This is a genomic window from Pseudomonas abietaniphila (genome assembly GCF_039697315.1).
In the GTDB taxonomy this organism is placed as follows: domain Bacteria; phylum Pseudomonadota; class Gammaproteobacteria; order Pseudomonadales; family Pseudomonadaceae; genus Aquipseudomonas; species Aquipseudomonas abietaniphila_B.
This window is the reverse complement of record NZ_CP155619.1, coordinates 2446345-2471388: the sequence shown is the minus strand read 5'-3', so window position 1 is coordinate 2471388 and position 25044 is coordinate 2446345. Positions and strand designations below refer to the sequence as shown.

Sequence of the window (25044 nt, the reverse complement as noted above, 5' to 3'; positions counted from 1 at the left end):
TCGCTATTTGCATCGGCTGACCTGATGCATTCATCGGATTGCCGCCCAAGCCAAGCGCGCTCCTACAGTTCACATGCAGCGCTAGCCAATCTGCCATCGCCATCCGCGATGGCAAGCTCGCCAATGCCTGATATACGCCCCCGCCTCTGACTCCTAACATCGGTCGCAATGACCAACCGTTCGCCAACTGTGCGTCATGTCGTCGAACGGGTTTCCAAAAATAATAAGTTGAGTCCCACGAGGTTTCCCCATGAAAACCCTTGCTGTCGGGCCTGCGCCCGTTACCGCTTCCGTAGACGGCAGTGTTCAATTGAGCACCGGCCAGCGTTACGCCACTTTGGGCGGCTCCTGGGCCGCATGGCTGTTCGATGCGCTGGATGCCACTGTTTTCGGCTTCGTCCTGCTCGCGATCGCCAAAACCTTCTCCGTTGGCCTGGGCGATGTCGTATCGACCGTGGCCTGGTTTCTGCTGGCAACCGGAATCGGCGGCTTCTTCCTCGGGAATATCTCTGACAAGATCGGCCGCAAGAAGACCATGATGCTGTCGGTATTCGTATATGGCACCGGCACCTTGCTCTGCGGGTTTGCCGACAGCCTGTGGCAACTGAACCTGTTCCGTTTCTGCGTCGGCATTGCAGTCGGTGGCCTGTGGTCTGCCGCAGCCGCGCTGGTGTCGGAAATCTGGCCGCCTGCCGGTCGCGCCAAAGCCTTCGCCGTGATGCAAACCGGCTGGTCGGGTGGCGGCTTGCTCGCTGCAATTTTTGCCTGGAGCTTCCTCGACAGCGGCAACCCTGAGTCCTGGCGCACGCTGTTCATCTACGCGTCGATTCCGGCGTACTTCACGCTGGTGTTCATCTGGCTGTTCGTCAAAGAGTCGCCTGTCTGGCTGGCGAACCGCGAGTTCATGCGTCGCAACACCGACAAAGGTCGGCTGATGGAAATCTTCAGCCCGCAGTACCGGAAAATGACCCTGCTGGGTCTGAGCATTTCGGTGCTCGGCATGTACGGCTACTGGATCATCACCACCTTCATGCCGGCCTATCTGCAGAACATTCTGAACGTGCGCATCGATCAGGCGCCGGTGTTTGTCATCTGGATCGGCATCGGAGCCACCATCGGTTACCTGGCCTACGGCTATCTGGCAGAAGTCGTCGGACGCCGCCTGTCATTTGCGATCTTCTTTGGCGGCATGGCGATCATGGTGCCGGTGTTTTCCTACTCCGCGACCCTGATGCCGCTGACAGACGGCAAGCTGATGTTCACCACCCAGAACATCATCATGCTGGGCTCGCTGGCTGCACTGCTGGGCTTCTTCACCGGTTACTTCAGCGGCTTCGGCGCGTGGTATTCGGAGCTGTTCCCCACCAGCATCCGCTCCACCGCGTCGGGTTTCTGCTTCAACTTCGGCCGGGTTGGCGCCATTGTCGGGATCAAGCTGGTCCCTGTGCTGATCCCGCTCATCGGCTTCACCGCCACCATTTCTCTTGCCTCCGTTTCCTACGCCATCGCCGCCGTCATGGTGTTCACGCTGCAGGAAACCAAAGGCGTTCAACTCACCAGCGGCAACTGATCTGCATCCAGAGGACAGACCCATGAAAAACTTTCGAATCGGCCAAATCGTTCCAAGCTCCAACACCACCATGGAAACCGAAATCCCGGCGATGCTGACCTCGCGTTACTCGCTGTTTCCGGAAGAGCATTTCACCTTCCACTCGTCGCGCATGCGCATGATGCACGTGAGCCCCGAAGAGCTGAAAAAGATGGACATCGACAGCGACCGCTGCGCGCTGGAGTTGAGCGATGCACGCGTTGACGTCATGGCCTACGCCTGCCTGGTTGCGATCATGTGCCAGGGCGCGGGTTATCACAAAGTCTCCCAGGACCGTCTGGGCAAGACCGTCGTGTCCAACAAGTCGAACGCGCCGGTGCTGAGCTCTGCGGGCGCACTGATCGACAGCCTGAACTTGCTCAACTACAAGAAAATCTCGATCATCACCCCGTACATGAAGCCGCTGACCCAACAGGTCATCGACTACATCGAAGCGGCCGGTATCGAAGTGGTCGACTCCATCAGCCTGGAAGTGTCCGACAACCTCGAAGTCGGTCGTCTGGACCCGATGAATCTGGTGGCCCACGCTGACAAGTTGAACATCGGTCAGGCCGATGGCGTGGTGCTGTCGTGCTGCGTGCAGATGCCCTCGCTGCCCGCGATTCAGGTCGTACAGGATCGTCTCGACAAGCCGGTGCTGTCGGCGTCGGTGGCGACCGTTTACCAGATGCTGAAAACACTGGGCCTCAAGGCTCAGGTGCCAAACGCCGGTCATCTGCTGTCCGGTCAGTTCTGAGCCGATGGATGACGGGGTACTATGGCGGCCATTCTGGCCAGCACGTCCGGTACCTCACATGAAGCTCGATCCTGTCTCGTTGCGCCTCTTCGTCAGCGTTGTCGAAGAAGGCACCATCGCTGCCGCCGCCAAGCGTGAACACATCGCGGCGGCCGCGGTGAGCAAGCGGCTCAGCGAGCTGGAAGAGCTGCTCGATTCAAAGCTGCTCAACCGCACCAACAAAGGCATCACGCCGACCGATGCGGGCTTGTCGTTGCTGTTCATGGCCCGCAGCGCGCTGAACAACCTCAACGAAATCGTCGTGCAGATGCGTGATTATTCCCACGGGCGTCGCGGGTCGGTGCACGTGCTGGCGAACATTTCGGCGATCACGCAGTTCATGCCGGGGCTGATCAAGTCGTTCATGGCGCTCTACCCGCTGATCAACGTCAGCCTGGAAGAGCAGCAAAGCCTGGCGATCACCAAGGCCGTGGCGGAAAACCGCGCCGACATCGGCATCTTTACCCGCCTGCCCCATGGCGCCGACATCGAAGTGTTCCCGTTCCGCACCGACCGGCTGGTATTGCTAGTGCCCAACGAACATCCGTTGGCCGGGCGCACGTCGCTCACCTTCAACGAAACGCTGGACCACGAATACGTCACCCTGCGCAGCGGCACGCACCTTAACTTTCAGCTGATTAAAGCCGCCAACGACATGGGCCGCTCGCTGAAAATCCGCATGGAAGTCTCCAGCTACGATGCGCTGTGCCTGATGGTGCAGGCCGGCGTCGGCATCGGCATCATGCCGGCGGGCAGCGTGGAGATTTACAAAATGGACGGCGCGACTGCCGTGCCCTTGAACGAAGAATGGGCCAGCCGCGAACTCAGCGTCTGCGTGAGGTCCAGGGCCGGCTTGTCCACCGCCGCGCAGCTGTTTCTGGAGCATGTGCTCGAGGGTTGATACAGCCCACTGTAGGAGCGCGCTTGCCCGCGATTGCGGTGTGTCTGAATCAAATAGGTCGTTTGACACACAGCAATTCCTGTAGGAGCCGGCTTGCTGGCGAACACGGTGAAACAGACACATCAATGGTGAATGACGGATCGCGTTCGCCAGCAAGCCGGCTCCTACAAGACGGGGCAGGCCTCGCCATCACTTCGGGTCATACCCGCCGCAGCACGCTCGCACCAACACCGCCAACACCGCCAGATTGCCTTTCACGCCGCTGATCTTGGTCGGCACGTTGCCCTGTGGATACCGCCTGACCGTCGGCAGTTCGAGGCAGCGAAACCCCAGCCTCGGCGCCCTGTACGAAAGGTACGCCAGCAGTTCATAGGTCATGAACACATCGCGAAAGAGAGCGATGCGCGGGTCGAGCAGCATCTTGCGGCTGTAGGCGCGAAAGCCTTGCGTGGTGTCGGTCCAGTCGAAACCCGAGGCCATACTGAGCATCGGCGCGTGTATGAAGCGGATCGCGATGTCGCGGGATTTCGGTGTGTTTTCCGCCACGCCGCCCGTGAGAAAACGCGACGCCTGAACAAAATCCACGCCCTGTTGCAGCGCCTCGATGAAATGCGGAATTGCCTGCGGATCATCCTTGTCGTTGCCGTCGATGGTGACAATGCCCTCGTAGCCCTGATCAAGGGCGAAGGCATAGGCGCACCGCAGTTGAGCGCTGAGTTTACCCGGCGAGGTTTTCACCAGCAGGCCACGAACCCCGGTCACCATCAGCATGTCCTGGGCGAGTGAGCCATCGGAACTGCCGCCGTCGACGATGATGATGTCCGCCCGTTGATTGATCGACAGCGCGGCCATGCGCGCCAGCAGACTGACGATGCGTTCGCCTTCGTTGATCACCGGGATGACCACGCAATACGCATGCTGGCGCCCCAGCCACAAGGGCGTCTCGAAATAGGGGATCTGACGGGACAGTTTGGTCAGTGTCGGTCGTCCGGGAGAGAAGGTTGTGTCAGTCATCAGGCCACCCGCGCAGTGATCAGGGCGACGCCCGCGATAACCAGCAGGATGCCGGCCGCTGTCGTCCAGTAGAAGGTTTCACGAAAAATCAGGATCGAAGAACAGGCCACGGCGGCCACGGCACCGGCGGTCAGCACCGGGTGCGCGATGTTCAGCGGCAAGCGGGCGAGGGCGGCGGCATAAAGCAGAAACGCAGTGCCGTACAGGCCAAGGCCGACCCAGAACGGCCAGTTGCTCAGGGCTTCAAGCGGCGCGCTAAGCGAAGGAAACCGACGGGGCGGCATCATTGCCATCTTCACCAGCACACTGGCAGAGGCGTTGGAGAGAATCCCCAAAATCAGAATCGCCCATTTCATGGCTGTTGCCCCGTGACTTCTGCACGGTAATGCTGGATGGCCACATTCAATGCTCGCTCGACGGTCTCCAGATGCGGTTCGACCCGGTTGGGCAGCATTTCGATGCTGACGACGTGATCCGGCAGGTAGCGGCTGATCGCGGCCGCCATGTCGGCGTGTGCGGTATCGCCGTCGCCGAGTGTCAGAAGATCTCGTTCGCTGGCGTGTACATGGCCGATCAGGTCAGCGTTTTCTTTCAGCACCGCGAAAGGATCTTCGCCATTGATCGTCAGAGAACCGGTGTCCAGCTGCATGAAAATGTTCGGGTGATCGACCTCGCGCACGACTTGCGCCGTTGACGGGGTATCGGTCATGAAGTTGGCGCCGTAGCACTCGGGGTTCGGCTCCAGACAAAACGCCAGTGCGTAATCCTGGGCGATGTCGCCGAGCGAACGGAAGAACGGCACCGCGATGTCCTGAGCTTCCCGATCGCTCAGGCCGTTGCGGTCTCGGTTCTTTGGCGAGCCGAACACCAGTCGGGTGGCGCCCAGTCCGGCACCGATACGACAGACCTCGCTCAAGTGTTGCAGCATCGACGCCTGACTGGCGGCGCAACCGAACACGTTCAAGCCTTGGGTGCCGAACAGCAACGCTTGCATGCCGGTGATGTCGATGCCCCGGTCCGCCCACGCGTCGCGCACCTCCGCGATCTGGCGCTTGGTTGCCGCCACTGGGTCGGGGAAGTATTTGCCTGGCGCGACATCGATGGCATCGACCCCATAGCGCCTGAGCAACGCGGCGATGGCCTGGTCCTCGACGATGTCCCAGGCAATGTTGGAGATGGCCAGCTTCATGCTTTCACTCCCATCGAGCGCGGTTCCGATTGCGCATATGCGCGCACCGCCTGCAACGTTTCCCGGGCGCTGTACTGATAACGGCCCCGGGCACCGTACAGCGCCGCATGACAGGTCTGCATCGAATACCGCGCGGCCATGACCCCGCGCACGTTGTCGAACGGAACGCCGAACCCTTGCTCTGCGACCTCGGCGACCGTAATCGGCTCGGCGCACAGGTGAACCAGCTTCAGGCCTGCATTGAGGGCGATCTGGATGTCGCACGCGAGGTTGACCATCGGGTAAAACTGGAAGAGGCCGCGGCTGTCGATGGCCGTCAGATTGTTCTCGTTGAGGAAATCGTAAATCACGTTTTTGCGCAGTCCCGGACCGACCAGCCCTGGCAGACGCACGATCAGATGACGTGGAAAAAAGTCCTCGACGAAACACTCCAGCAGGCGCCGATTCATGCCGTAGGCATGCAGGCCGACCTCATCCACGAGCGAGTCTTCATCCACACCGATAGGGGTATGGAACACGTCCACGGTGCTGATCAGAACGAAGGTCTTGCAGCGCACGGTGCGCAGATGATCGATGAGGTTCTCGATGCGTTTGCGGTCGGCCTCGGGCTCGCGATTGGCGATCCACTTCTGCGCCGAAGCCCCCGCGCAGACCAGCGTGTCAAACGTGCGCCCCTCGATCTCGTGGATAGTGGTCGAGCGAAAGAGCGCGTCGAATCGCGCCTGACGCATCAGGGTCGAGCCGACAAAACCGGTGAAGCCGATCAGACCGTTGCTCATAATTGCGCATCCAGCGGGCAATGTACCCGGATCAGTTGGGCGTTGTAGACGTAGAAATACGAGGTGTAGGAGCAGTTGAGTCGATTGATTTCGGCTTCCAGCGCCTTGCCTCGGCCGCTGATGTCCTTGTCCAGGTTGACGTGGGACACCAGCACGGAAAAATCCCGGGAGGGCCGCTGCCGCAGCAGTTCGGCGAGCGAGTCCTGGTACTCGACCCTGCCCATGTTCGGGTCGCGGGCTTTGGTGATTTCGTCGTACACACGCACGTACTGATGCTTGCTCAGGCGCGGGTCCAGCAACGTGTAGTACTCCAGCGAGGGTTGAGCGTCGGGGTACACCAGAAACTCGGTGGGCGGCATTTGTGCGACGTGCTCGTACAGCGCGTTGTTGTCGACGTATTCGTAGTTCACGCCCTTGACGTTGTTGTAACAGGCCTTGCCAGCCTGCAGCGTCATCAACACCAGCAACACCAGACCCAACGCCTTGAGCGGGCGAGACGGGCTGGCGGTGAACTCCAGCACCGCGCAGCAGGCGAGGGTCATGCTGAAGGGCACCAGCCAGACCACATGACGCGGATAGGTCGCCGGATAGAACCCGACGATTCTGCCGACAATCACCACCACCAGAATGCCGATGAAAAACAGGTTCAGCGTGAACACGAAGCCGCGCTTGTGGGTGAACAGCAGCGCAACGTTGGCCACGGCCGACACGATCAGCAACGCCTTGCCGTACGCGCCAAGAATCGCCTCCTTCAACACGCCCAGAGAGCCCAGCGGCGAGGTCGAGTAGTAATCGTCGTAGTTGCCCAGCTGGTACACCGTCAGGTACTTCATGTAGGCGTACGCCGCGACGACGATCAATGCCGAGGCGAAGAGCGCGGCCATCGTCGCCTTGCCACGTTCATCCCACGGCCGAAACGCGAGCCGCAGAAACGCATACACCAGCAGCGCACCCGAGACGATCAGCGTCGAGAAGCCGAGCACGCTCAGCAGCGCGGCCATCACGATCGGCCAATAAAGGTTGTCATGCTCCTCGGCCTGCCACAGCGCGAAGATCGCCAGAAAGCTCACCGACACTTCCAGGAAGTAATGCTTGAGCTCGGTCAGAAACAGCCCTATCGAAAACGAGTGGCCGATCAGCGCCAACAGAAACACCACCGCGCCCCAGCGGTATTGCCGAAACACCACGAACATCGGCGAGATGAGTACGCACGACAGCGCCAGGACCGACAGCCGCAAAGGCTCGATGTTGTAGTGAAACAGCCACATGATTCCCTTGAAAAACAGCGACGCCAGCACCGGCTCGGCCTGATCGTAATAAGGCAGGGGTTTGAGAAATTCGGCAGGGCTGCGCAAGGCGATGATGTCCTTGAGCAGCATCGCTTCGTCGATCCAGATCGAGCGTGTGGCGAGGGTCAGGAACAGGCTCGCCAGCACCGCGATTGCGATGGGCAGGACGAGCGCCGGGGCGATACGCGGCAGATCAAAAGACTTCATTGTCCAGTTTCTCCAGCACGTCGTAGATGTTGTCGATCTTGCCGCCGAGCACCGAGTAACAGCCCGGTAAGCTGGCGTGTTTCTCGAACAGAATCGGCCTGCCGTCGTTGCGATCGTTTTTCGCCAGCACAGTCTTGACTTCGTACAGCGAGTCCCTGTGCCGCGAGTCGAGGATCGCCGGAATATAACGACCGACATCCCGTACCATTCGCTCGACACGACTGGAGCGCTCGTGCCGGGCGAGCTTGTCGTAAGGGTTGATCGACTTGTCGTCGTCCCACTGCACATGCGGGGTAAAACGCACGTGGGACAAGGTGTGCAGGTCGCGGGACGGAAACGGCATCATCGAAAAGAACGGCCCGTCCATGACGGTCACGCCAAGGCCTTCGAGGGCAGGCGGCATCTGCATCAGCGCCATTTCGGTGATCTCGTGGCGCAGGTCCGTGTCCAGCCCCGGAAAGTCTCCGTTGAAGTGATTGCTGCCGCTGTACGTGCAATTGAACAGATAGCGGCAGCTCAGGCGTTGAAGGCCGCCTTCGCTGTCGGTCACCACCTGCAGCGTATGGTCTGCGCCCTGATAGATCTCCGTCGCGCGGGTGAGCAACCGCACCTGCACGCCGCATGCTTCAAGCTCCTGCACGGCCCACCGCGCCAGTTGCGTGGCGTCGAACGCGTACTCCTGAACCTGAAACACCTCTTCTATCAAGCGCGGCTCGAACAGCGCATGGGCGGCTGAATCCGCTCGCCGGATCTGCGCACCGATATCGCGGCAAAACCGTTCGAACTGCCGCGCAGTGACCTTCGAGTTGTGCCGCGCAATCGCGTACAGCTTGGTGAAATCGCGCTTCACCGCCTGGGGCCAGTCGGCCACGAAACGCGGCAGGTTGACCCGGCTGCGATAGGCCGTGGTGAAGCTGCGCGGGTAGTGATAGCCGTTATGCACGCGCGCCTGATTGTTGTAGGACGCGCGCCTGAGCAAGCCGCCTTCGCGCTCCAACAGAACGATGCGCTTGAAACCGCGTTGTCGGGCCAGATGGATCGCAATCGCCGATCCGTAGAAGCCGCCGCCAATGATGATCGCCTCATGGCAAGGCGCTGGATCGCTTATCAAGATGCGCGCTCTCCGCCCCAGGCTCTCGCCATGCTGATCACTGGCGCAGCGTCCTCGACGTTGAGCTTTTCAAGCCGGGTCATCCGGCAACTCGTGAACTCTTGCCCGATGTAATACAGCGGCCCGTCGCCGGAAAAACTTCCCATGTTCAGGATGTATTCACCGAGCACTAGCAGCACCAGCGAAATCAGGAAAAACATCCCCGACTCCTGCAACGACAGACTGATCCAGCCCGCTGCCACATCGGTCTTGAACAGCGCGATGCCGACCACATACGCGCAATACAGCAGGTTCATGACTGCGCCAAACAACGACAGCGCCGTCACCAGCCGCATCGGCGCGCGCGTGCTCGACACCAGCATCCGAATGCCCCGGTCGACACTTTCCCCGAGGTGCTTGCGCGGTTGCGCCTTGGGTGGCGCCGAATACGTCAGGCACGTGCGCGCAAAACCGCCCGTGGCCGGCAAATGCCGATAAATCATCGTGGGTTTAGGGTGCTGCAGAATGAAATTGATCACCTTCTTGGTCAGCAACCGAAACTGCGGCGCGTCCTTGACCAGGTGAATCCCGTTGCACCAGCGATACGCCCGGTGAAACAGCTTGAAGGCAAAGCGATACAACAAAGGCTGCGGCGTGTGTTCGGTGTTGCAGACAAACACCACATCCGCGCCCCGCGCCGCGTGCTCCAGCATGTTCGGCAAAAACGCAATGTCGTCCGCCAGCGGGTCCAGCACCACCGCATAATCGCCCAGCGCATTCTCCAGACCGACCCACGACGCCGTGTCCAGATCGACCTCCTTGGTCAGCGCATACACCTGAAGATTCGCCACCCCATCCTCAGCCGTCAGCCGCTTCAACTGCGCCACGCTGTCATCGCTCGACGCGTTGTCGACAATGATCAACTCATAGTCCGACACCATCGACGCAATCACCTCCGTCGCCTCGCACAACATCCCCTCAAGCCCATCGGCCTGATTACGAACGACAAACACCACCGACAGAAAACAGGGAAAAAAGGCCATGGCGCAATACTCTGAAAAACGGCCTTCCCTGGCGGTGTTTTTATTAGGGTGTGCAGACAGGTATTGATAGGAGAACACGCAGGGAACAGGAATTATTCAAAGAGCCAGAGCGGGCTGGTTTTGAGGTTTAGGCGGACAAATTTTCGAGTGGTTAAATAGCGGAGGTTTACGCGAGTGGCTTTTGAATCAATGGGTTGGGTGTAACGCGCGAGGGTGGCTTATCCCTAGAGAGGGACGGATGTCAGGGGTTTTTACAGCGAATTAAGTTGAGGGGAGGTTATTTAAAGTTTGCATAGGTGAAGCGGGGAGGGAGGGAATACTGGCGTCATTGTTTGGTGTATCGCACGCTGGATCGCCTTTGATTCTGGCCGAAGGCCGTAGTAGCAAGCTTGCTCGCGATCTGCCGGGCACCGGCAGTAAAACCAGACGACTCGGAACGTTCGGGTACGGTGCCAGTCACGCTGGGCGGCTCTCCGGCATCAGGTGTAAGTCGGGCTAGATGACGACGGCGATTTCGGTGTTCCAGTCTTCATCCTCATGGAAGGGCAGTGGCTACGACTCAGTCAAGACGAATTTGAGCGGCTTGCAGACATTAAAAAGCCGGCTTGTGGCCGGCTTCTCGGTGACAGGTTTGGTTAGTTTTTGGCTATCCGCACCCATCCGCAAAAGTGCGCGCTACGAGGAGGCGCTTGTTAGGTAGACGAGGCGGTCGCGGGGACGTTGCCTGGTCGGTCACCCCTCCGCGGGTAGCCGAGGGGTGTTGAAACGAAGGCGTGCAGGATACTCATGTTCGTGGCGGATGCCCAGCGTTGATGCGGTGCCATTTGTCCTTTTCCTTGTACATCAAGGCATTGTCGCGGGGTGGCGGCGGTTGTTGAGGGTGGACCACCAGAAGATCCAGCCGAGGACGTGGATGTTCTGTTGCTGGATCTGTTCGGCGCTGAAGATTTCGTCGGGGTATTCGGCGGCGTTGTGGCTGCGCAGGCGCAGGCCGCCGCCGGGGAGGCGGTAGAGGTATTTCACGCGCAGCATGCCGTCATGTTCGAGGGCGTAGATTTCGCCGTCGATGACGTGGGTGCGGCCTCGGTCGACGCCGATGAGGGAGCCGTCCTGAATCTTGTCGGCCATGCTGTTGCCGAACATGGCGACGCAGATGGCGTTTTGCAGTTCGACGTCCATGGCTTCGAGTATGCGTCGTGAGAGTTTGACGCGGTGGTTGGGCGTTTCGCTGACGGTGGTCTGGCCGGGGTTCTGGGTGGGCAGTTCGGTGTACAGCGGGATGTCCAGTTCTTCGCGGCCGCCGCGCTCCGTGCGCAGTTTCGCAAGGCCGCCCAAGCCGCGTTTGCCGCGCTCTTCGCCCGGGTGTTTGGGGCCCTCGCCCGTGCGCAGCCAGCGCCCGTTGACGCTGAGCAGTTCGGCGATTTCTTCGATGCGTGCCATGGGGATGCCGCGTTTGAACCAGTTGTTCACGTGTTGCGGCGTCACCTTTCGGTTGGCGGCGAAGTCTGTGGCGGAGAGATGGCACTCCCGCAGAAGGACGCGTAGTCGATCACCTGATGTATTCATGGCCCGAAGTTTACGGAAGGTTCAAATTTGTTTAAATGAACGAAGTGTTCAAATGAGTGGAGCTTCAAAGTTGTAATCAAGTCTTGGGATTACAGGGTTTGATGGCGTTTGTAGGTTGTTTCTTTCACTGTTTTGTTTGAGCTCAACAGTGTTCGAATGGGCGTACGAGTCGCGGTTTTGCGGGGGCGTTGCAGAGGTTGGCTTTTTAGAGCGGGGGTTGTTGGGTTATTGATGAATATAAGCGCCCTGATTGTTGCCTGAATAGGCAAGTGTTCTATTGGGGTAAACGAATTGTTTGAACGTCGATGTGATTAAACATTTGAATGGGAAATAGTGGGGAATTGAGACGGTGTTTGAAGACGAGGGGGCGTCAAAAGCGGAGGAGGGGGAGGGTTTGCGACTGCTTCGCAGCCGATCGCGAATGAATTCGCTTCCACAGGGGGATGAGTCGACTTCCGAGGGGTGCCCCTTCAGAACACCCGAGGCGGGCGTTCTGAAGCGAGCGAATCGGATCAGCCTTTGTAGGCAGCGACCGATTTGGTGATGGCTTCGCGAGCAGCGTCTGCGCCGGCCCAGCCTTCGATCTTCACCCATTTGCCTTTTTCGAGGTCTTTGTAGTTAGCAAAGAAGTGCTCGATCTGCTGGATCAGCAGCGGTGGCAGGTCGGTGTATTCCTTCACGTCGACGTACAGCTGGGACAGCTTGTCGTGTGGGACGGCGATGACTTTGGCGTCGCCGCCGCCGTCGTCGGTCATGTTCAGCACGCCGACTGGACGGGCACGGATGACCGAGCCTGGCGCGACCGGGTACGGGGTGACAACCAGCACGTCCAGGGGATCGCCGTCGTCCGCCAGAGTGTTCGGGATGAAACCGTAGTTGGCCGGGTAGAACATCGGGGTGGCCATGAAACGGTCAACGAACAGGCAGTCGCTTTCTTTGTCGATTTCGTACTTGATCGGCGCGTGGTTGGCCGGGATCTCGATTGCGACGTAGATGTCATTCGGCAGGTCTTTACCGGCCGGAATCTTGCTGTAGCTCATTGGGCTTTGCCCCCTTGGTTGACCATTCAGAATCTGGCGTGCAACGCCAAAAAGTGGGCCGGATTATAGGCACATTCGAGAAGCGATGCCATGCGTGGCGGTCGGCTTCAGGCGTCGTGTTGAGCCTGATAGACCGGGTTTTCCGCTTGAAGTGCCGTCAAGCGCGCCAAAGGATCCTGCCGATAGAACGCCTTGAGCTGCTGATACACCGCTGGATAGGCGTCGACCAATAAATCCGGGGCGCTGAAGAAGTATTCGCTGGTGACGGCGAAAAACTCCGCAGGGTTTTCGGCGGCGTAGGGATCAAGGGCGGTTTCGGCGTCGGGGTCGGCGTCCAGCTGACGGTTCATGTCGTCGTAGGCCGTTTGCATCGCCTCGGTCCAGTCGCGGATGCGCATGTCGTTGTGCAGCGGCGGGTGGCCGTTGGCGTCGCCGTTGAGCATGTCGAGCTTGTGTGCCAGCTCATGGATAACGAGGTTATAGGCTTCCCAGCCGCCGCTCGACAGCACGCCCGGCCAGGCGAGGATCACCGGGCCTTGCGACCAGGCTTCGCCGCTGTGTTCACCGTCCCACTCGTGTTCGATGCCGTTGGCGTCGCGGTGCTTCTGCGGGCTGATGAAGTCGTCGCCATAGAGGACGATCTCGTGAAACCCCTGATACCAGTCCAGGTCGCCCAGCGCCAACAAAGGCAGTTGCGCCTGCGCGGCGAGGAACAGCCGTGACTCGTCATCCAGATTGACGCCTTCCAGCGCCGTGAGGTGTTTGGCCTGCAGGAACAGCACGCAGCTGTCGAGCAGGTAGCGATCCTCTTCGGCGCTGATGCCATCGAGGATCGGCAAACGCTGGCGCACCCGATCCCAGAGCTCGGGATCAACGGGGTTGCGCGCCAGCGTGCGGCGCTTGAGCCAGCCGCCCAGCGACCACATGGAATCAGCGCGCCTCGGCGGAACGGCCCATGCGGCTGCGAACCAGCCCGATGATCATCGGCAGCAGCGAGATCAGGATGATCACCAGCACCAGCAGGGTGAGGTTCTTCTTGATGAACGGGATGTTGCCGAAGAAGTAACCGAGCGTCACCAGGCCGCCGACCCAGAGGATCGAACCCAGCACGCTGAAGCTCACGAAGCGCAGGTAGTTCATCTTGCCCAGACCGGCAACGAACGGGGCGAAGGTGCGGATGATCGGCAGGAAACGCGCCAGGGTGACGGTCTTGCCGCCGTGGCGCTCGTAGAACTCGTGGGTTTTGGTCAGGTAGTCGCGACGGAAGATTTTGGAGTTGGGGTTCTTGAACAGCTTGTCGCCTACCGTTCGGCCAATCACGTAGTTAGTGCTGTCGCCCAGAATGGCGGCGGCCATCAACAGGCACGCCAGCAGCACAGGGTCCAGACCACCGCCGGCCGCGACGGCGCCAGCGATGAACAGCAGCGAATCACCCGGCAGGAACGGTGTGACGACCAGCCCCGTCTCGCAAAAAATCACCAGGAACAGAATGGCGTAGACCCAGGTGCCGTAGTTGGTCACCAGCATGTCGAGGTAGACGTCGAGGTGAAGAATGATGTCGAGGGGGTTGAAGTCCATGTACGGCACCTGAGTGTGAGACCCGATCCGGGTCGTGCGAGTCGTTAAGTGGAAGCGATGTGGGCCGCATTATAGAGGGAAGAAACGGGGTGTTGCTTAGAGGGACTCATCAATTGAAACATTTGGTAGTGATGCAACACAGACCCCTTGTAGGAGCGCGCTTGCCCGCGAACACCGTAGGCCTGCAGCGTCAATGTCGACTGACCCGACGCCATCGCGGGCAAGCGCGCTCCTACGCGGGGAGCTGCGGCGTTGTTTCGCGATTACAGTGTGCCTGCAACGCCGATGCCGACTGACCCGACGCCATCGCGGGCAAGCGCGCTCCTACATGGAAGCTGCGGCATTGGTTCAATTAATCGGCAACACGTAGTTCTTGAACTGGGTGTCTTCGCGAAACCCGATCGATTCGTAGACCTTCTGGGCGACTTCGTTGTTGGCGCTGGTGGAGACACGCATGCGCACGGCCTGGGTTTCCCGGGCCATCTTCTTGGCTTTCTGGATCAGGTGGTCGGCGACAAGCTGGCGGCGGGCGTCTTCGGCGACGTAGATGTCGTTGAGGATCCAGACGCGTTTGAGCGAGAGCGAGGAGTAGCTTGGGTAGAGCTGACAGAAGCCCAGCAGCTTGCTGTCGTCTTCATCGTGCAAAGCCAGGTAAATCACCGATTCTTCGCGACGCAGGCGTTTTTCGAGGAACGCGCGGGAGGAATCGGGGAAAGGCAGTTCGCCGTAAAACTCACGGTATTTGACGAACAACGGGGTCAACAGGTCCAGGTGCTCCAGGGTGGCTTGGATGATCCGCATGGTTGGGCCTCAGCTTCATAGTGCATTTCATGAACGGGGGAGGACGCGCCTGGCACTGGGACAGACGGTTTTGACTGTGCCTAAGCGGTTTAGAAAGCGCAATCCAAAAGCGGATTGGATTCCTGTTCGCGAAGTCCGCAACACCGCCCACCTCTGTGGGAGACGTCCGAGGTTACGAGGGCAGCGAAGGCGGTGTGTCAGGCAACTCAACTGTGATTGATCCACCGCTATCGCTGCCGTCGTAACCTCCGACGTCTCCTACAGGTACGGTGGGGTGGCCAAAATGTGCGCTCGCCTGCAATAAAAACGGCCTCCGAAGAGGCCGTCATGTGACGCGTTTTCGCTGAATCAGAAGAAGCCCAGCGGGTTGATGTCGTAGCTCACCAGCAGGTTTTTGGTCTGTTGGTAGTGCTCGAGGGCAACCTTGTGGGTTTCGCGACCGACGCCGGACTTCTTGTAGCCACCGAACGCGGCGTGGGCCGGATACAGGTGGTAGCAGTTGGTCCACACGCGACCGGCCTTGATCGCACGACCCACGCGGTAGGCGCGGTTGATGTCGCGGGTCCAGACGCCAGCGCCCAGGCCGAACTCGGTGTCGTTGGCGATGGCGATGGCTTCGGCTTCATCCTTGAAGGTGGTGACGCTGACCACCGGACCAAAGATTTCTTCCTGGAACACGCGCATCTTGTTGTTGCCTTTGAGCAGCGTCGGCTGGATGTAGTAACCGGTCGCCAGCGAGCCTTCCATTTTCTCGACCTTGCCGCCGGTGAGCAGCTCGGCGCCTTCGCCCTGGGCGATGTCGAGGTAGGAGAGGATCTTGTCGAACTGCTGCTGCGACGCCTGAGCGCCGACCATGGTGTCGGTGTCCAGCGGGTCGCCGCGCTTGATCTTCAGCACCTTCTTCATCACCGCTTCCATGAACTGCGGATAGATGGACTCCTGAACCAGGCAGCGCGAAGGGCAGGTGCAGACTTCGCCCTGATTGAAGAACGCCAGAACCACGCCTTCTGCGCATTTGTCGATGAATTCAGGCTCGGCGCTCATCACGTCTTCGAAGTAGATGTTCGGCGACTTGCCGCCCAGCTCCACGGTGGACGGAATGATGCTGTCGGCCGCCAGTTTCATGATGTGCGAGCCCACTGGTGTCGAGCCGGTGAACGCGATTTTGGCGATACGCTTGCTGCTGGCCAGCGCTTCACCGGCTTCACGGCCATAACCTTGCACGACGTTGAGCACGCCTTTCGGCAGAAGGTCGCCGATCAGCTCCATCAGAACGGTGATGCCCAGTGGAGTTTGCTCGGCGGGTTTGAGCACGATGCAGTTGCCAGCCGCCAATGCAGGGGCGAGCTTCCAAGCCGCCATCAGCAATGGGAAGTTCCACGGGATGATCTGACCGACCACGCCCAGTGGTTCGTGAATGTGGTACGCGACGGTGTTGCCGTCGATCTCAGCGGCGGAGCCTTCCTGAGCCCGCAGCACGCCAGCGAAATAACGGAAGTGATCGACTGCCAGCGGAATGTCGGCGTTCAGGGTTTCGCGAACGGCTTTGCCGTTGTCCCAGGTTTCGGTCACGGCCAGCAGTTCGAGATTCTGCTCGATGCGGTCAGCGATTTTCAGTAGGGTCAGGGAGCGTTCCTGAACGGAGGTCTTGCCCCACGCATCGGCTGCAGCGTGAGCGGCATCCAGCGCTTTATCGATGTCTTCGGCAGTGGAACGAGGAAACTGGGCAATCAGCTTGCCGGTGATCGGCGAAGTGTTTTCAAAATACTGGCCTTTGACCGGCGGCACGAATTCGCCACCGATGTAGTTGCCGTATTGGGTCTTGAAGGTAACGAGCGAGCCTTCAGTACCGGGATGGGCATAACGCATGGTGAATATCTCCTTGCTCTTGTGATTGTGTGGGGATAACGCACGGCTGCTTGCTCCAGCGGCGGTGAGGCGGCTGTGCTTGATAAGAGCGTAGAGCAAAGCGCGGGCCATTGCCGCGAGGCCCCCGGTTTATAAGGGTTTTGCTGATAAAGGAGGGGATTGGAGGATGTCGTTGTGCCAGCCTCGATACGGCCCGAATGACACTTTGTATCGAATGTGGGACACCCCGCCGGGCTGCGCCTTTGGAAGCATTGCAATGACCGGGGACGAGGAGGATGCTGGTTCACAGCTCCCCAGGCAGAACCTAGGAAGAACAATAAAAATGCACAGCAGCCCCTTCTCTCGACATGCCCAACAAGTCCTGACTGTTGCCCAAGGCAACGCTCATCATCAATACGGCCCCGGCGCCGATCCTTCCATCGCTCGTTCGTGGCTGCGTTGCCTTGAGGACTATCACCTCGACCCCGCCCAGCCAATGGCGCCGACGGTGCTTGAGCACGCCCGGGTGCTGGAAAGCCGCGAGCGCCTGCAACAAGTGCTGACGATTGCCGGTGGCGAAATGAACAACCTGCATCAGCAGTTATCGGGCGGCAATGCCGTGCTGCTGACCGATGCGCGAGGCGTCATCCTCAATTGTGTGACCGAGCCCGGCGAGCGCAGGATTTTCGAGCGTGCCGGGTTGTGGCTGGGCGCGGACTGGAGTGAAGCGCGCGAGGGCACCAACGGCATTGGCACCTGCCTGGTCGAGCGGCAGTCGGTGACGATTCATCGCGACGAGCACTTTCGCGGCCGGCACACCGGGCTGACCTGTTCGGCGAGCCCGGTGTTCGATCCTCACGGTGACCTGCTCGCGGTGCTGGACGTTTCCTCCGCTCGGCATGACGTGTCCCGGCAAAGCCAGTTTCACACCATGGCGCTGGTCAATCTGTCGGCGAAGATGATTGAAAGCAGTTATTTCCTTCGTCACTGCGACGATCAGTGGCTGCTGCGTTTCCATTTGCAGGCGGGATCGGTCGGGCTGTTCAGCGAAGGCTTGCTGGCGTTCGATGGCGAGGGTCGCGTCAGTGCGCTGAATCAAAGTGCGCTGAACCTGTTGAGTCTGGGGCGCGCCGAACTGGTCGGGCAGTCCGTCGCGACGTTATTCGAGTGTTCGCTGGACGAACTGATGGGCCGTGCGTCGCCCGATGCAACCACCCGCTGGCCCTTGCGGACGCGGGACGGGCGCGGATTCTTCGCACTCCTGCGTGGGCAGTCGCGGCCCGGAGCGAAACCGCTTTCTATTCCCATTGCCAGCAAACCGACTTTGCAGCCGGCGCTAAGCGGGATCTGCTTGGGCGATCCGTCGCTGCAAACGGATTTTCGTCGCGCGCTCAAGGTCTTTGAGCGCGATGTGCCGCTGTTGATCAATGGCGAAACCGGCTCTGGCAAGGAAGCGTTCGCCAAGGCCGTGCATCAGGCCAGTCAGCGGGCAGGCAAGCCTTTTGTGGCGCTGAACTGTGCGGCGATTCCGGAAAGCCTCATCGAAAGCGAGCTGTTCGGTTATCGCGGCGGCAGCTTCACCGGCGCGCGCAAGGAAGGGATGCGCGGCAAGTTGCAGCAAGCCGATGGCGGCACGTTGTTCCTCGACGAGATTGGCGACATGCCGGTGGCCTTGCAGACGCGCTTGCTGCGGGTGCTGGAGGATCGCCTGGTGGTGCCGATTGGCGGTGAACCGCAGCCCGTGGATGTACGAATCATCAGCGCGACGCACCGGAATTTGCTGGGGCGGGTTGAGGACGGCAGCTTCCGTGAGGACCTCTACTATCGGCTCAACGGCCTGGAGATCGCGCTCCCGCCGTTGCGTGAACGCAGTGATAAATGTCAGTTGCTGGATTTTCTGCTGGAGGAAGAGGCGGGTGGCCATGCCGTGGTCATTGAGCCCGCGGCGAGGGACTCACTGCTGGCCTTCAACTGGCCGGGCAACGTGCGGCAGATGCGCAATGTCCTGAGAACGCTGGCGGCGTTGTGCGAGGACGATCAGATATGTTTCGCCGATTTGCCGGCATTGATTCGTCAGAGCGCTGCGCAAAAAGCCGTCGAGGCTGAACACAGCGAGTCGCCACTGGACGATGCCGAGCGCTCTGCATTGGTCGCGACCCTGGAGGCGCAACGCTGGCACATGACCCACGCGGCGAAGGAGTTGGGCGTCAGTCGCAACACCCTCTATAGAAAGCTGCGTAAGCATGGGATCAATCGCTAAGCTCGACTCCAGCGTATTCCCTGTGGGAGCGAATTCATTCGCGAAAAATAGTTAAGCCAACAGACAAGTGTCGGTTTCACTGGCCAGTCGAGAATGAATTCGCTCCCACAGAGGGCAACAACGTCCTGGACGTTTGATGTATCCATCCCACGGAGTCTTTGATCTCATGGCTGTATTCCAGCAATTGACCTGTGCGAATTGACCCTCTCTACGCTAACCTGCGCGAACGTTTTAAGAGGTCGGTCATGCACATTCATATTCTGGGTATCTGCGGCACGTTCATGGGTTCGCTGGCGGTTCTCGCCAAGGATTTGGGCCATACAGTCACCGGCTCCGATGCCAACGTCTACCCGCCGATGAGCACGCAGCTCGAAGCGCAGGGCATCACGTTGATGCAAGGTTACGACCCGGCACACCTGGAACCTGCACCGGATCTGGTGGTGGTCGGCAACGCCATGTCGCGCGGTAATCCGGCGGTTGAATACGTCCTCAACAAAGGCCTGCCGTATGTGTCCGGGCCGCAGTGGCTGGCCGATCACGTATTGCGCGGTCGCTGGGTGCTGGCGGTTGCCGGCACCCATGGCAAGACCACGACCAGCAGCATGCTGGCCTGGGTGCTGGAACACGCGGGCATGGCACCGGGTTTCCTGATCGGTGGCGTGCCTCAGAATTTTGCGGTGTCCGCCCGCTTGGGCGACACGCCGTTTTTCGTGGTCGAGGCCGACGAATACGACAGTGCGTTCTTCGATAAACGCTCAAAATTCGTTCACTACGGCCCGCGCACTGCGATCCTCAACAACCTTGAGTTCGATCACGCCGACATCTTCCCCGATCTGCCTGCCATCGAGCGCCAATTCCATCACTTGGTGCGCACCATTCCGAGTGAAGGTCTGGTGATTCATCCGACCACTGAGCCTGCGCTGCAGCGCGTGATTGAAATGGGTTGCTGGACGCCGGTACAAACCACCGGGCAAGGCGGTCAGTGGCAGGCGAAGCTGCTGAGCGAGGACGGCTCGAAGTTCGAAGTCCTCTTTGAAGGCGTCGCCCAAGGCGTCGTGGACTGGGGCATGACCGGTCAACACAACGTCGCCAACGCGCTCGCCACGCTGGCGGCCGCGCGGCACGTCGGCGTGGTGCCGCAACAGGGCGTCGAAGCATTGAGTGCGTTCAAAAGCGTGAAGCGGCGCATGGAAAAAGTCGCTGAAGTACGCGGCATCACCATTTATGACGACTTCGCCCACCACCCGACCGCCATCGCCACCACGCTGGATGGCTTACGCAAGAAGGTCGGCGATTCACCGATCATTGCCATCGTCGAGCCACGCTCCAACTCCATGAAGCTTGGCGCGCACCGGGACGGTCTGCCGGAAAGTGTTGATCAGGCCGATCAGGTGGTCTGGTACGCCCCGTCCAATCTGGGCTGGGACCTGGGCGCCACCGCAGCTCAGTGCAAGGTGCCGGCCGTGGTCTGCGATTCGCTGGAAGGCATCATTGAGCGCGTGAAGGGTCTGGCCCAGCCGGGCACTCACGTGGTGATCATGAGCAATGGCGGCTTCGGCGGTCTGCACGGCAAACTGGCCGAGGCGCTGAAATGAGCGGCCCTGAACGCATTACCCTCGCGATGACCGGCGCATCCGGCGCGCAATACGGCCTGCGTCTGCTCGACTGCCTGGTGCGTGAAGATCGCGAAGTGCATTTCCTGATCTCCAAGGCCGCGCAGTTGGTGATGGCCACCGAGACCGACGTCACTCTGCCGCCCAAACCGCAAATGATGCAGGCGTTCCTGACGGAATACACCGGCGCGGCTGCCGGGCAGATTCGGGTGTACGGCAAAGAAGACTGGATGTCCCCGGTGGCGTCCGGTTCGGGCTCGCCGAGCGCCATGGTCGTCGTGCCGTGCTCGACTGGCACCTTGTCTGCCATCGCCACGGGCGCGTGCAACAACCTCATCGAGCGCGCTGCGGACGTCACCCTCAAGGAACGCCGTCAGCTGATTCTGGTGCCGCGCGAAGCGCCGTTTTCCAGCATTCATCTGGAAAACATGCTCAAGCTGTCGAATCTGGGCGCGGTGATTCTTCCGGCCTCGCCGGGTTTCTATCACCAGCCGCAGACCATTGATGACCTGGTCGACTTCGTCGTCGCCCGGATTCTCAATCTTCTGAACATTCCTCAGGACATGCTGCCGCGTTGGGGCGAGCATCACTTTGGCGCCGATGAATAAGAAGCTGTTCGTCCTCACCCTCGGCCTTTTGCTCGCCACCGGTTGTTCAACGGTGCGCACGCTGGATGCCAATCAGCCGGGCGCGCCTGTGGTGTATTCAGGTACGCGGCTGGATCTGTATGCGATTCAAGGCGGTTGCTGCGAGAAGGACCGGTTCGGTGCCGAAGCGCCGAAATACCCGATGCTGGACCTGCCGGGCAGCGCGTTGCTGGACACTTTACTGCTGCCGCTATCTATCCTGACGGCGCTGGGCGTAGGGTTTCAGGCGACAGGTGGGTTGTAGGTCTGTTGATGGCTGAGAAATGAACTGATAAACGACCTGTGGGAGCGAGCTTGCTCGCGAATGATCTTTCGACCGATACAAATGTGTCGGCTTTGCTGGCCATTCGCGAGCAAGCTCGCTCCCACAGGGGACTGCATTCCACAGGGCATCCTGCAGCGCTGCAAGGCGTGTTATTTCCCCAACCGCCTCAACTCATCCGACTCGACCACACGAACCCCGTCCTGCTCTTCCAGCGCCAGGCGCCATAGTGCGCGGGCGAGTTGGCAGGCTTCGATGCCGCCGTATTTGCCGGGAATCAGCTTGGCAATCGGCGCGGCCAACTGCTCCACCAAGCGCTGGTCTTCGCGCTCGCCAATCAAAAGGGAAGGGCGGGCGATGGTCAGTTGCGGCCAGTTCTGGTCCTTGAGCGCTTCTTCCATTTCGCCTTTGACGCGGCTGTAGAAAATGCTGGATTCAGGGTCGGCGTTTACGGCGCTGATGACCAGCAAATGACGTGCGCCCATTTCCCGGGCGCGCTTGCCAAAGGCCACGACCATGTCCATGTCGACGGCGCGAAACGCATCTTGAGAGCCCGCCTGTTTGATCGTGCTGCCCAGGCAGCAGAAGGCGATATCGACCCGACCGCCGAGTTCTGCGAGCAAAGAGGTGAAGTCGCCTACGGGGTTTTCCAGGTGAGGGTGTTCGGCCAGCGGGCGCCGGCTTGGCGCCAATACGCGGCTGACGGTGGGCTCATTGAGCAAGCGATCGAGCAGGTGTTCGCCCGTCAATCCAGTCGCTCCGGCAAGCAGGATGTGTTGCGGCGTCAAGTACATGGTCTTTCTCCCTTGATACGCACAAGCATAGGCGCTCTATCGGAACAGACTGTGTGCGGATGACGCTGGTTTCACAAAACTCACGAATTTTTCATGTCGCGGCGATTTCGTCCGGCCGAAGCCGGGCATCAGTGGCTGGCCGCGGCTTTCATGCCCTTGCCGACCGACACGGTGTTCAACGCACGTTCTGCCTGGCTTTTACGCAGCTGTTGCCAGCGTGCTAGCACGCCTTTGGGCGCCCAGATCTGCGGCTCGGAGGCTTCAAAGTTCTCTTCGATCTCACGTTGCGCGACGATGGTTTTGGCGTCGTTGAAGGCTTGCATCAGGTCATCGGTTTCCACCAGCGCCTTGCCGAACAGTGCTTCGCCAAAATAGGTGAAGTCAGCTTCTTCGGAGCAACCGAACGACACGCGATCCTCACGGGAGGCTGCGATGACCATGGTTTTGTCGTCTTTGATGGCCGGGATGAAACCGCCCGAGTAGCAGGCCGAGATCACCACCACCTTGTCTCGGTTCTTCAACGGCGCGAGCACGCCGGCCATCTCGTTGGCGGGCAAGTCCGAGAGTTCGAGGCGCGGCTGGTCCAGCACCAGTTCGTGCTCGTGGGTGCCGTGGCTGGTGAGGTAAATGAAGATCAGGTCTTCCGGGCCGCTGCGCTGGGCGAGGGTTTGCACGGCGCGGCTGATGTTTTCGCGGGTCGCCAGCGGGCGGTCGGCCATGTGGTCGCGGTGGTTGACCAGTGAAATCTGGCCGTAAGCCCCGAAGCGGCTCGACAGCAGCTTGTTCACGTAATCCGCTTCGCGCAGGAAAACACTCTGCTTTCCGTCGCCACCGACCACCAGGCTGTACAGCTCAGTTGCGGGCGTAGAGGCCGGTACGGCGGCGAGGGCTTTTTCCAGCAACGGACCTTGTGCGAGCAAGCCGACTTCCAGCGGATCGGGCAGCAGCTTGCCCATCGCGTCGCGCACGCGCTGACCGTTGGACCACGTACCGCTTTGCACACTGCCGTCTGCGGCGGTCAATACACCGGGGCCATCGTAATTGTCGTTGTCGAACTGGCCGACGTACAGGCTGCCATCGGGCATTTTCAAGCGGCCTTCGCCTGCGAAGCGCCAGTTACGGAATTGCCCCTGATAGTTGGTGCCGTCCGAACCGATCAGCTCACCTTTGCCGGTAAATGCGCCGTCCTTGAACTGGCCGGACCAGACATCGCCATCGGCGTTTTCATAGCGGCCGCGACCGTTTAACTGATTGTTGTGGAAGCCGCCGACATATTGATCGCCATCGGCGCTGGTGAAGTTGCCGGTGCCTTCCAGCTGGCCATCGACGAATTTGCCACTGAATTGGTTACCCGCCGCGTCGCTGCGCTGGCCTTCGCCGTTGGGTTTGCCGTGGGAGAACTGGCCCTGGTATTCGCTGCCGTCTTCGAGTTGCAGATGGCCGAGGCCGTCGTAAAGGTCGGCTTTGAACTCGCCGCGGTAACTCATGCCGTGCTCTTTGAGCGTGCCTTCGCCTTCGCGTCGCCCCAGTTTGTAGCCGCCGACGTAACTGCCGCCGTTGGTCGTCAGCGTGCCTTGACCGTCGAACAAGCCGTCCCGGAAGCCGCCTTTGTAGACATCGCCATTGTTCGCGTGCCACTCGCCCTGACCGTTCCACTGACCCTTGGCGAATTCCCCGGCGTACCAGCTGCCGTTGGGGTAGTCGATGCGACCCTTGCCTTGCAGCACGCCATTGACGACATCACCCCGATAGCGGCCACCGTCAGGCAAGCGGGCGTCAGCCGGCAACAGCGATTCGCCGTCACCGCACGCGGTAATCAGAAGGGTAAGGGCCAGAGGAGCAAGCGCGCGCATGGTAAATCCCGAAAATGAGGTGTTTCGGCGTGATCAGATTCGTGGACTTGTATCGAGTCGCTCACACAGCCGCAGCGAGTATGCCGCAGCCGGGAAGCGTGGTGAAACAGTCTGTTACGACTGTTTCACGTTTCAGGGGTTTTACACGAAGGCGAGGGAGAGCGGTTCAGCGATGAACGCAGGTTTGTCCTGGCCTTCGATTTCAAGCGTTGCAGTGGCTTTGAGCAGCCACTGGCCAGGCTTTTTCTCGGTGACTTCCGTGAGGGCAACTTTTAGACGAACGCGCGAATCCACTTTCACCGGCTGAATGAAACGCACGCTGTCGAGGCCGTAGTTAACCACCATCTTCAGGCCTTCAGGCAGCACCAGCAGCGATTCCATGAGCTTGGGAATCAGCGAAAGGGAAAGAAAGCCGTGGGCGATGGTCGAGCCAAACGGCGTTTGCGCCGCTTTGACCGGGTCGACGTGGATGAACTGGAAGTCGCCGGTGGCTTCGGCAAACAGATTGATACGTTCCTGGTCGATGGTCAGCCATTCGGAACTTCCCAGTTCCTTGCCTTCATAACTCTTGAGCGCTGCAACAGGTACATAGGGCATCGATACTCTCCTTAGTGAATCGTTTTCGGCATGCGGTTTTGTTTTTTCAGGGATCTGCGGCTATAGGCTTCTTTATTGCTTCGCTCGATTGCGGTTTATGAGCGCATGTAGGAGCGCGCTTGCCCGGTAGTGCGGTATGTCTGTGATGCATCTGTCGACGGACCCTTCGCGATTCGCGAGCAAGCTCACGCCCACAGGGGCTTCGCCGGACTTGAAGATCAGCACGCTAAGGGCCATTGGTCAAGAATCCGAAGGCTTGCGAATACCGACCCATAGCTGACGAGACTGC

General features: G+C 60.0%; 23 protein-coding genes. 7 read left to right on the top strand and 16 right to left on the bottom strand.

What is annotated here, in order from left to right; translation table 11 throughout:
* Positions 1–250 precede the first annotated feature (250 nt).
* From ABDX87_RS10880 to ABDX87_RS10870, 3 genes are read left to right on the top strand one after another with little or no spacing between them, the layout of a single operon-like run.
* Positions 251–1570, top strand: a complete 1320-nt coding sequence (locus ABDX87_RS10880; protein WP_346832871.1) for an MFS transporter — start codon at positions 251–253, stop codon at positions 1568–1570.
* A 22-nt stretch (positions 1571–1592) separates the two neighbouring features.
* On the top strand, positions 1593–2345 hold the full coding sequence (locus ABDX87_RS10875; protein WP_346832870.1) for a maleate cis-trans isomerase family protein: 753 nt from the start codon (positions 1593–1595) through the stop codon (positions 2343–2345).
* Between the two features lie 58 nt (positions 2346–2403).
* Positions 2404–3285, top strand: coding sequence for a LysR family transcriptional regulator (locus ABDX87_RS10870; protein WP_346832869.1), 882 nt, complete (start codon positions 2404–2406; stop codon positions 3283–3285).
* A 189-nt stretch (positions 3286–3474) separates the two neighbouring features.
* Here ABDX87_RS10870 and ABDX87_RS10865 read toward each other — a convergent pair whose 3' ends face one another.
* The 13 genes from ABDX87_RS10865 to exaC all read right to left on the bottom strand — a co-directional run bounded on the left by ABDX87_RS10865 (position 3475) and on the right by exaC (position 16750).
* Positions 3475–4299, bottom strand: a complete 825-nt coding sequence (locus tag ABDX87_RS10865) for a glycosyltransferase family 2 protein (RefSeq protein ID WP_346832868.1) — start codon at positions 4297–4299, stop codon at positions 3475–3477.
* On the bottom strand, positions 4299–4655 hold the full coding sequence (locus ABDX87_RS10860) for a multidrug transporter (protein ID WP_346832867.1): 357 nt from the start codon (positions 4653–4655) through the stop codon (positions 4299–4301). Before ABDX87_RS10860 ends, ABDX87_RS10865 begins: the two co-directional genes overlap by 1 nt.
* On the bottom strand, positions 4652–5488 hold the full coding sequence (locus ABDX87_RS10855; RefSeq protein WP_346832866.1) for a sugar phosphate isomerase/epimerase family protein: 837 nt from the start codon (positions 5486–5488) through the stop codon (positions 4652–4654). Before ABDX87_RS10855 ends, ABDX87_RS10860 begins: the two co-directional genes overlap by 4 nt.
* A complete protein-coding gene (locus ABDX87_RS10850; protein ID WP_346832865.1) occupies positions 5485–6267 on the bottom strand; it encodes a pyridine nucleotide transhydrogenase in 783 nt (260 codons plus the stop codon). The genes ABDX87_RS10855 and ABDX87_RS10850 overlap by 4 nt, the downstream gene beginning before the upstream one ends.
* On the bottom strand, positions 6264–7763 hold the full coding sequence (locus ABDX87_RS10845) for a hypothetical protein (protein WP_346832864.1): 1500 nt from the start codon (positions 7761–7763) through the stop codon (positions 6264–6266). Before ABDX87_RS10845 ends, ABDX87_RS10850 begins: the two co-directional genes overlap by 4 nt.
* The gene (locus tag ABDX87_RS10840; protein ID WP_346832863.1) at positions 7750–8874 is read right to left on the bottom strand and encodes an NAD(P)/FAD-dependent oxidoreductase; all 1125 of its coding nucleotides are present in this window, start codon (positions 8872–8874) and stop codon (positions 7750–7752) included. Before ABDX87_RS10840 ends, ABDX87_RS10845 begins: the two co-directional genes overlap by 14 nt.
* Positions 8871–9896: a glycosyltransferase gene (locus tag ABDX87_RS10835; protein WP_346832862.1), complete on the bottom strand. Its 1026-nt coding sequence runs from the start codon at positions 9894–9896 to the stop codon at positions 8871–8873. Before ABDX87_RS10835 ends, ABDX87_RS10840 begins: the two co-directional genes overlap by 4 nt.
* 843 nt (positions 9897–10739) lie before the next feature.
* Positions 10740–11462 carry a LexA family transcriptional regulator gene (locus ABDX87_RS10830; protein WP_346832861.1) on the bottom strand — a complete coding sequence of 241 codons (723 nt, stop codon included), beginning with the start codon at positions 11460–11462 and terminating at the stop codon, positions 10740–10742.
* Between the two features lie 512 nt (positions 11463–11974).
* The gene (gene ppa / locus ABDX87_RS10825; protein ID WP_062384817.1) at positions 11975–12502 is read right to left on the bottom strand and encodes an inorganic diphosphatase; all 528 of its coding nucleotides are present in this window, start codon (positions 12500–12502) and stop codon (positions 11975–11977) included.
* A gap of 107 nt (positions 12503–12609) precedes the next feature.
* Positions 12610–13428, bottom strand: a complete 819-nt coding sequence (locus tag ABDX87_RS10820; RefSeq protein WP_346832860.1) for a zinc-dependent peptidase — start codon at positions 13426–13428, stop codon at positions 12610–12612.
* Positions 13429–13432: 4 nt separating this feature from the next.
* A complete protein-coding gene (locus tag ABDX87_RS10815; RefSeq protein WP_346832859.1) occupies positions 13433–14080 on the bottom strand; it encodes a DedA family protein in 648 nt (215 codons plus the stop codon).
* A gap of 348 nt (positions 14081–14428) precedes the next feature.
* Complete coding sequence (locus ABDX87_RS10810) at positions 14429–14881, bottom strand: GNAT family N-acetyltransferase (protein WP_346832858.1); 453 nt, start codon at positions 14879–14881, stop codon at positions 14429–14431.
* Positions 14882–15229: 348 nt separating this feature from the next.
* Complete coding sequence (exaC, locus tag ABDX87_RS10805) at positions 15230–16750, bottom strand: acetaldehyde dehydrogenase ExaC (RefSeq protein ID WP_346832857.1); 1521 nt, start codon at positions 16748–16750, stop codon at positions 15230–15232.
* A 322-nt stretch (positions 16751–17072) separates the two neighbouring features.
* On the opposite strand from exaC, the gene ABDX87_RS10800 reads away from it, so the two are divergent.
* From ABDX87_RS10800 to ABDX87_RS10785, 4 genes are all read left to right on the top strand, one after another.
* A complete protein-coding gene (locus ABDX87_RS10800; RefSeq protein WP_346832856.1) occupies positions 17073–18989 on the top strand; it encodes a sigma-54-dependent Fis family transcriptional regulator in 1917 nt (638 codons plus the stop codon).
* A gap of 245 nt (positions 18990–19234) precedes the next feature.
* A complete protein-coding gene (mpl, locus tag ABDX87_RS10795) occupies positions 19235–20584 on the top strand; it encodes a UDP-N-acetylmuramate:L-alanyl-gamma-D-glutamyl-meso-diaminopimelate ligase (protein WP_346832855.1) in 1350 nt (449 codons plus the stop codon).
* Entirely contained in the window at positions 20581–21210 is a 630-nt protein-coding gene (ubiX, locus tag ABDX87_RS10790) for a flavin prenyltransferase UbiX (RefSeq protein WP_074756983.1), read from the top strand. Before mpl ends, ubiX begins: the two co-directional genes overlap by 4 nt.
* A complete protein-coding gene (locus ABDX87_RS10785) occupies positions 21203–21493 on the top strand; it encodes a YceK/YidQ family lipoprotein (RefSeq protein ID WP_346832854.1) in 291 nt (96 codons plus the stop codon). Before ubiX ends, ABDX87_RS10785 begins: the two co-directional genes overlap by 8 nt.
* A 170-nt stretch (positions 21494–21663) precedes the next feature.
* On the opposite strand, the gene ABDX87_RS10780 is transcribed toward ABDX87_RS10785, so the two are convergent.
* The 3 genes from ABDX87_RS10780 to ABDX87_RS10770 form a co-directional block, all read right to left on the bottom strand.
* The gene (locus ABDX87_RS10780; protein WP_346832853.1) at positions 21664–22305 is read right to left on the bottom strand and encodes an oxidoreductase; all 642 of its coding nucleotides are present in this window, start codon (positions 22303–22305) and stop codon (positions 21664–21666) included.
* 128 nt (positions 22306–22433) lie between these two features.
* Positions 22434–24158 carry a C13 family peptidase gene (locus ABDX87_RS10775; protein ID WP_346832852.1) on the bottom strand — a complete coding sequence of 575 codons (1725 nt, stop codon included), beginning with the start codon at positions 24156–24158 and terminating at the stop codon, positions 22434–22436.
* Positions 24159–24299: 141 nt separating this feature from the next.
* Complete coding sequence (locus ABDX87_RS10770) at positions 24300–24755, bottom strand: MaoC family dehydratase (RefSeq protein ID WP_346832851.1); 456 nt, start codon at positions 24753–24755, stop codon at positions 24300–24302.
* Positions 24756–25044 lie beyond the last annotated feature (289 nt).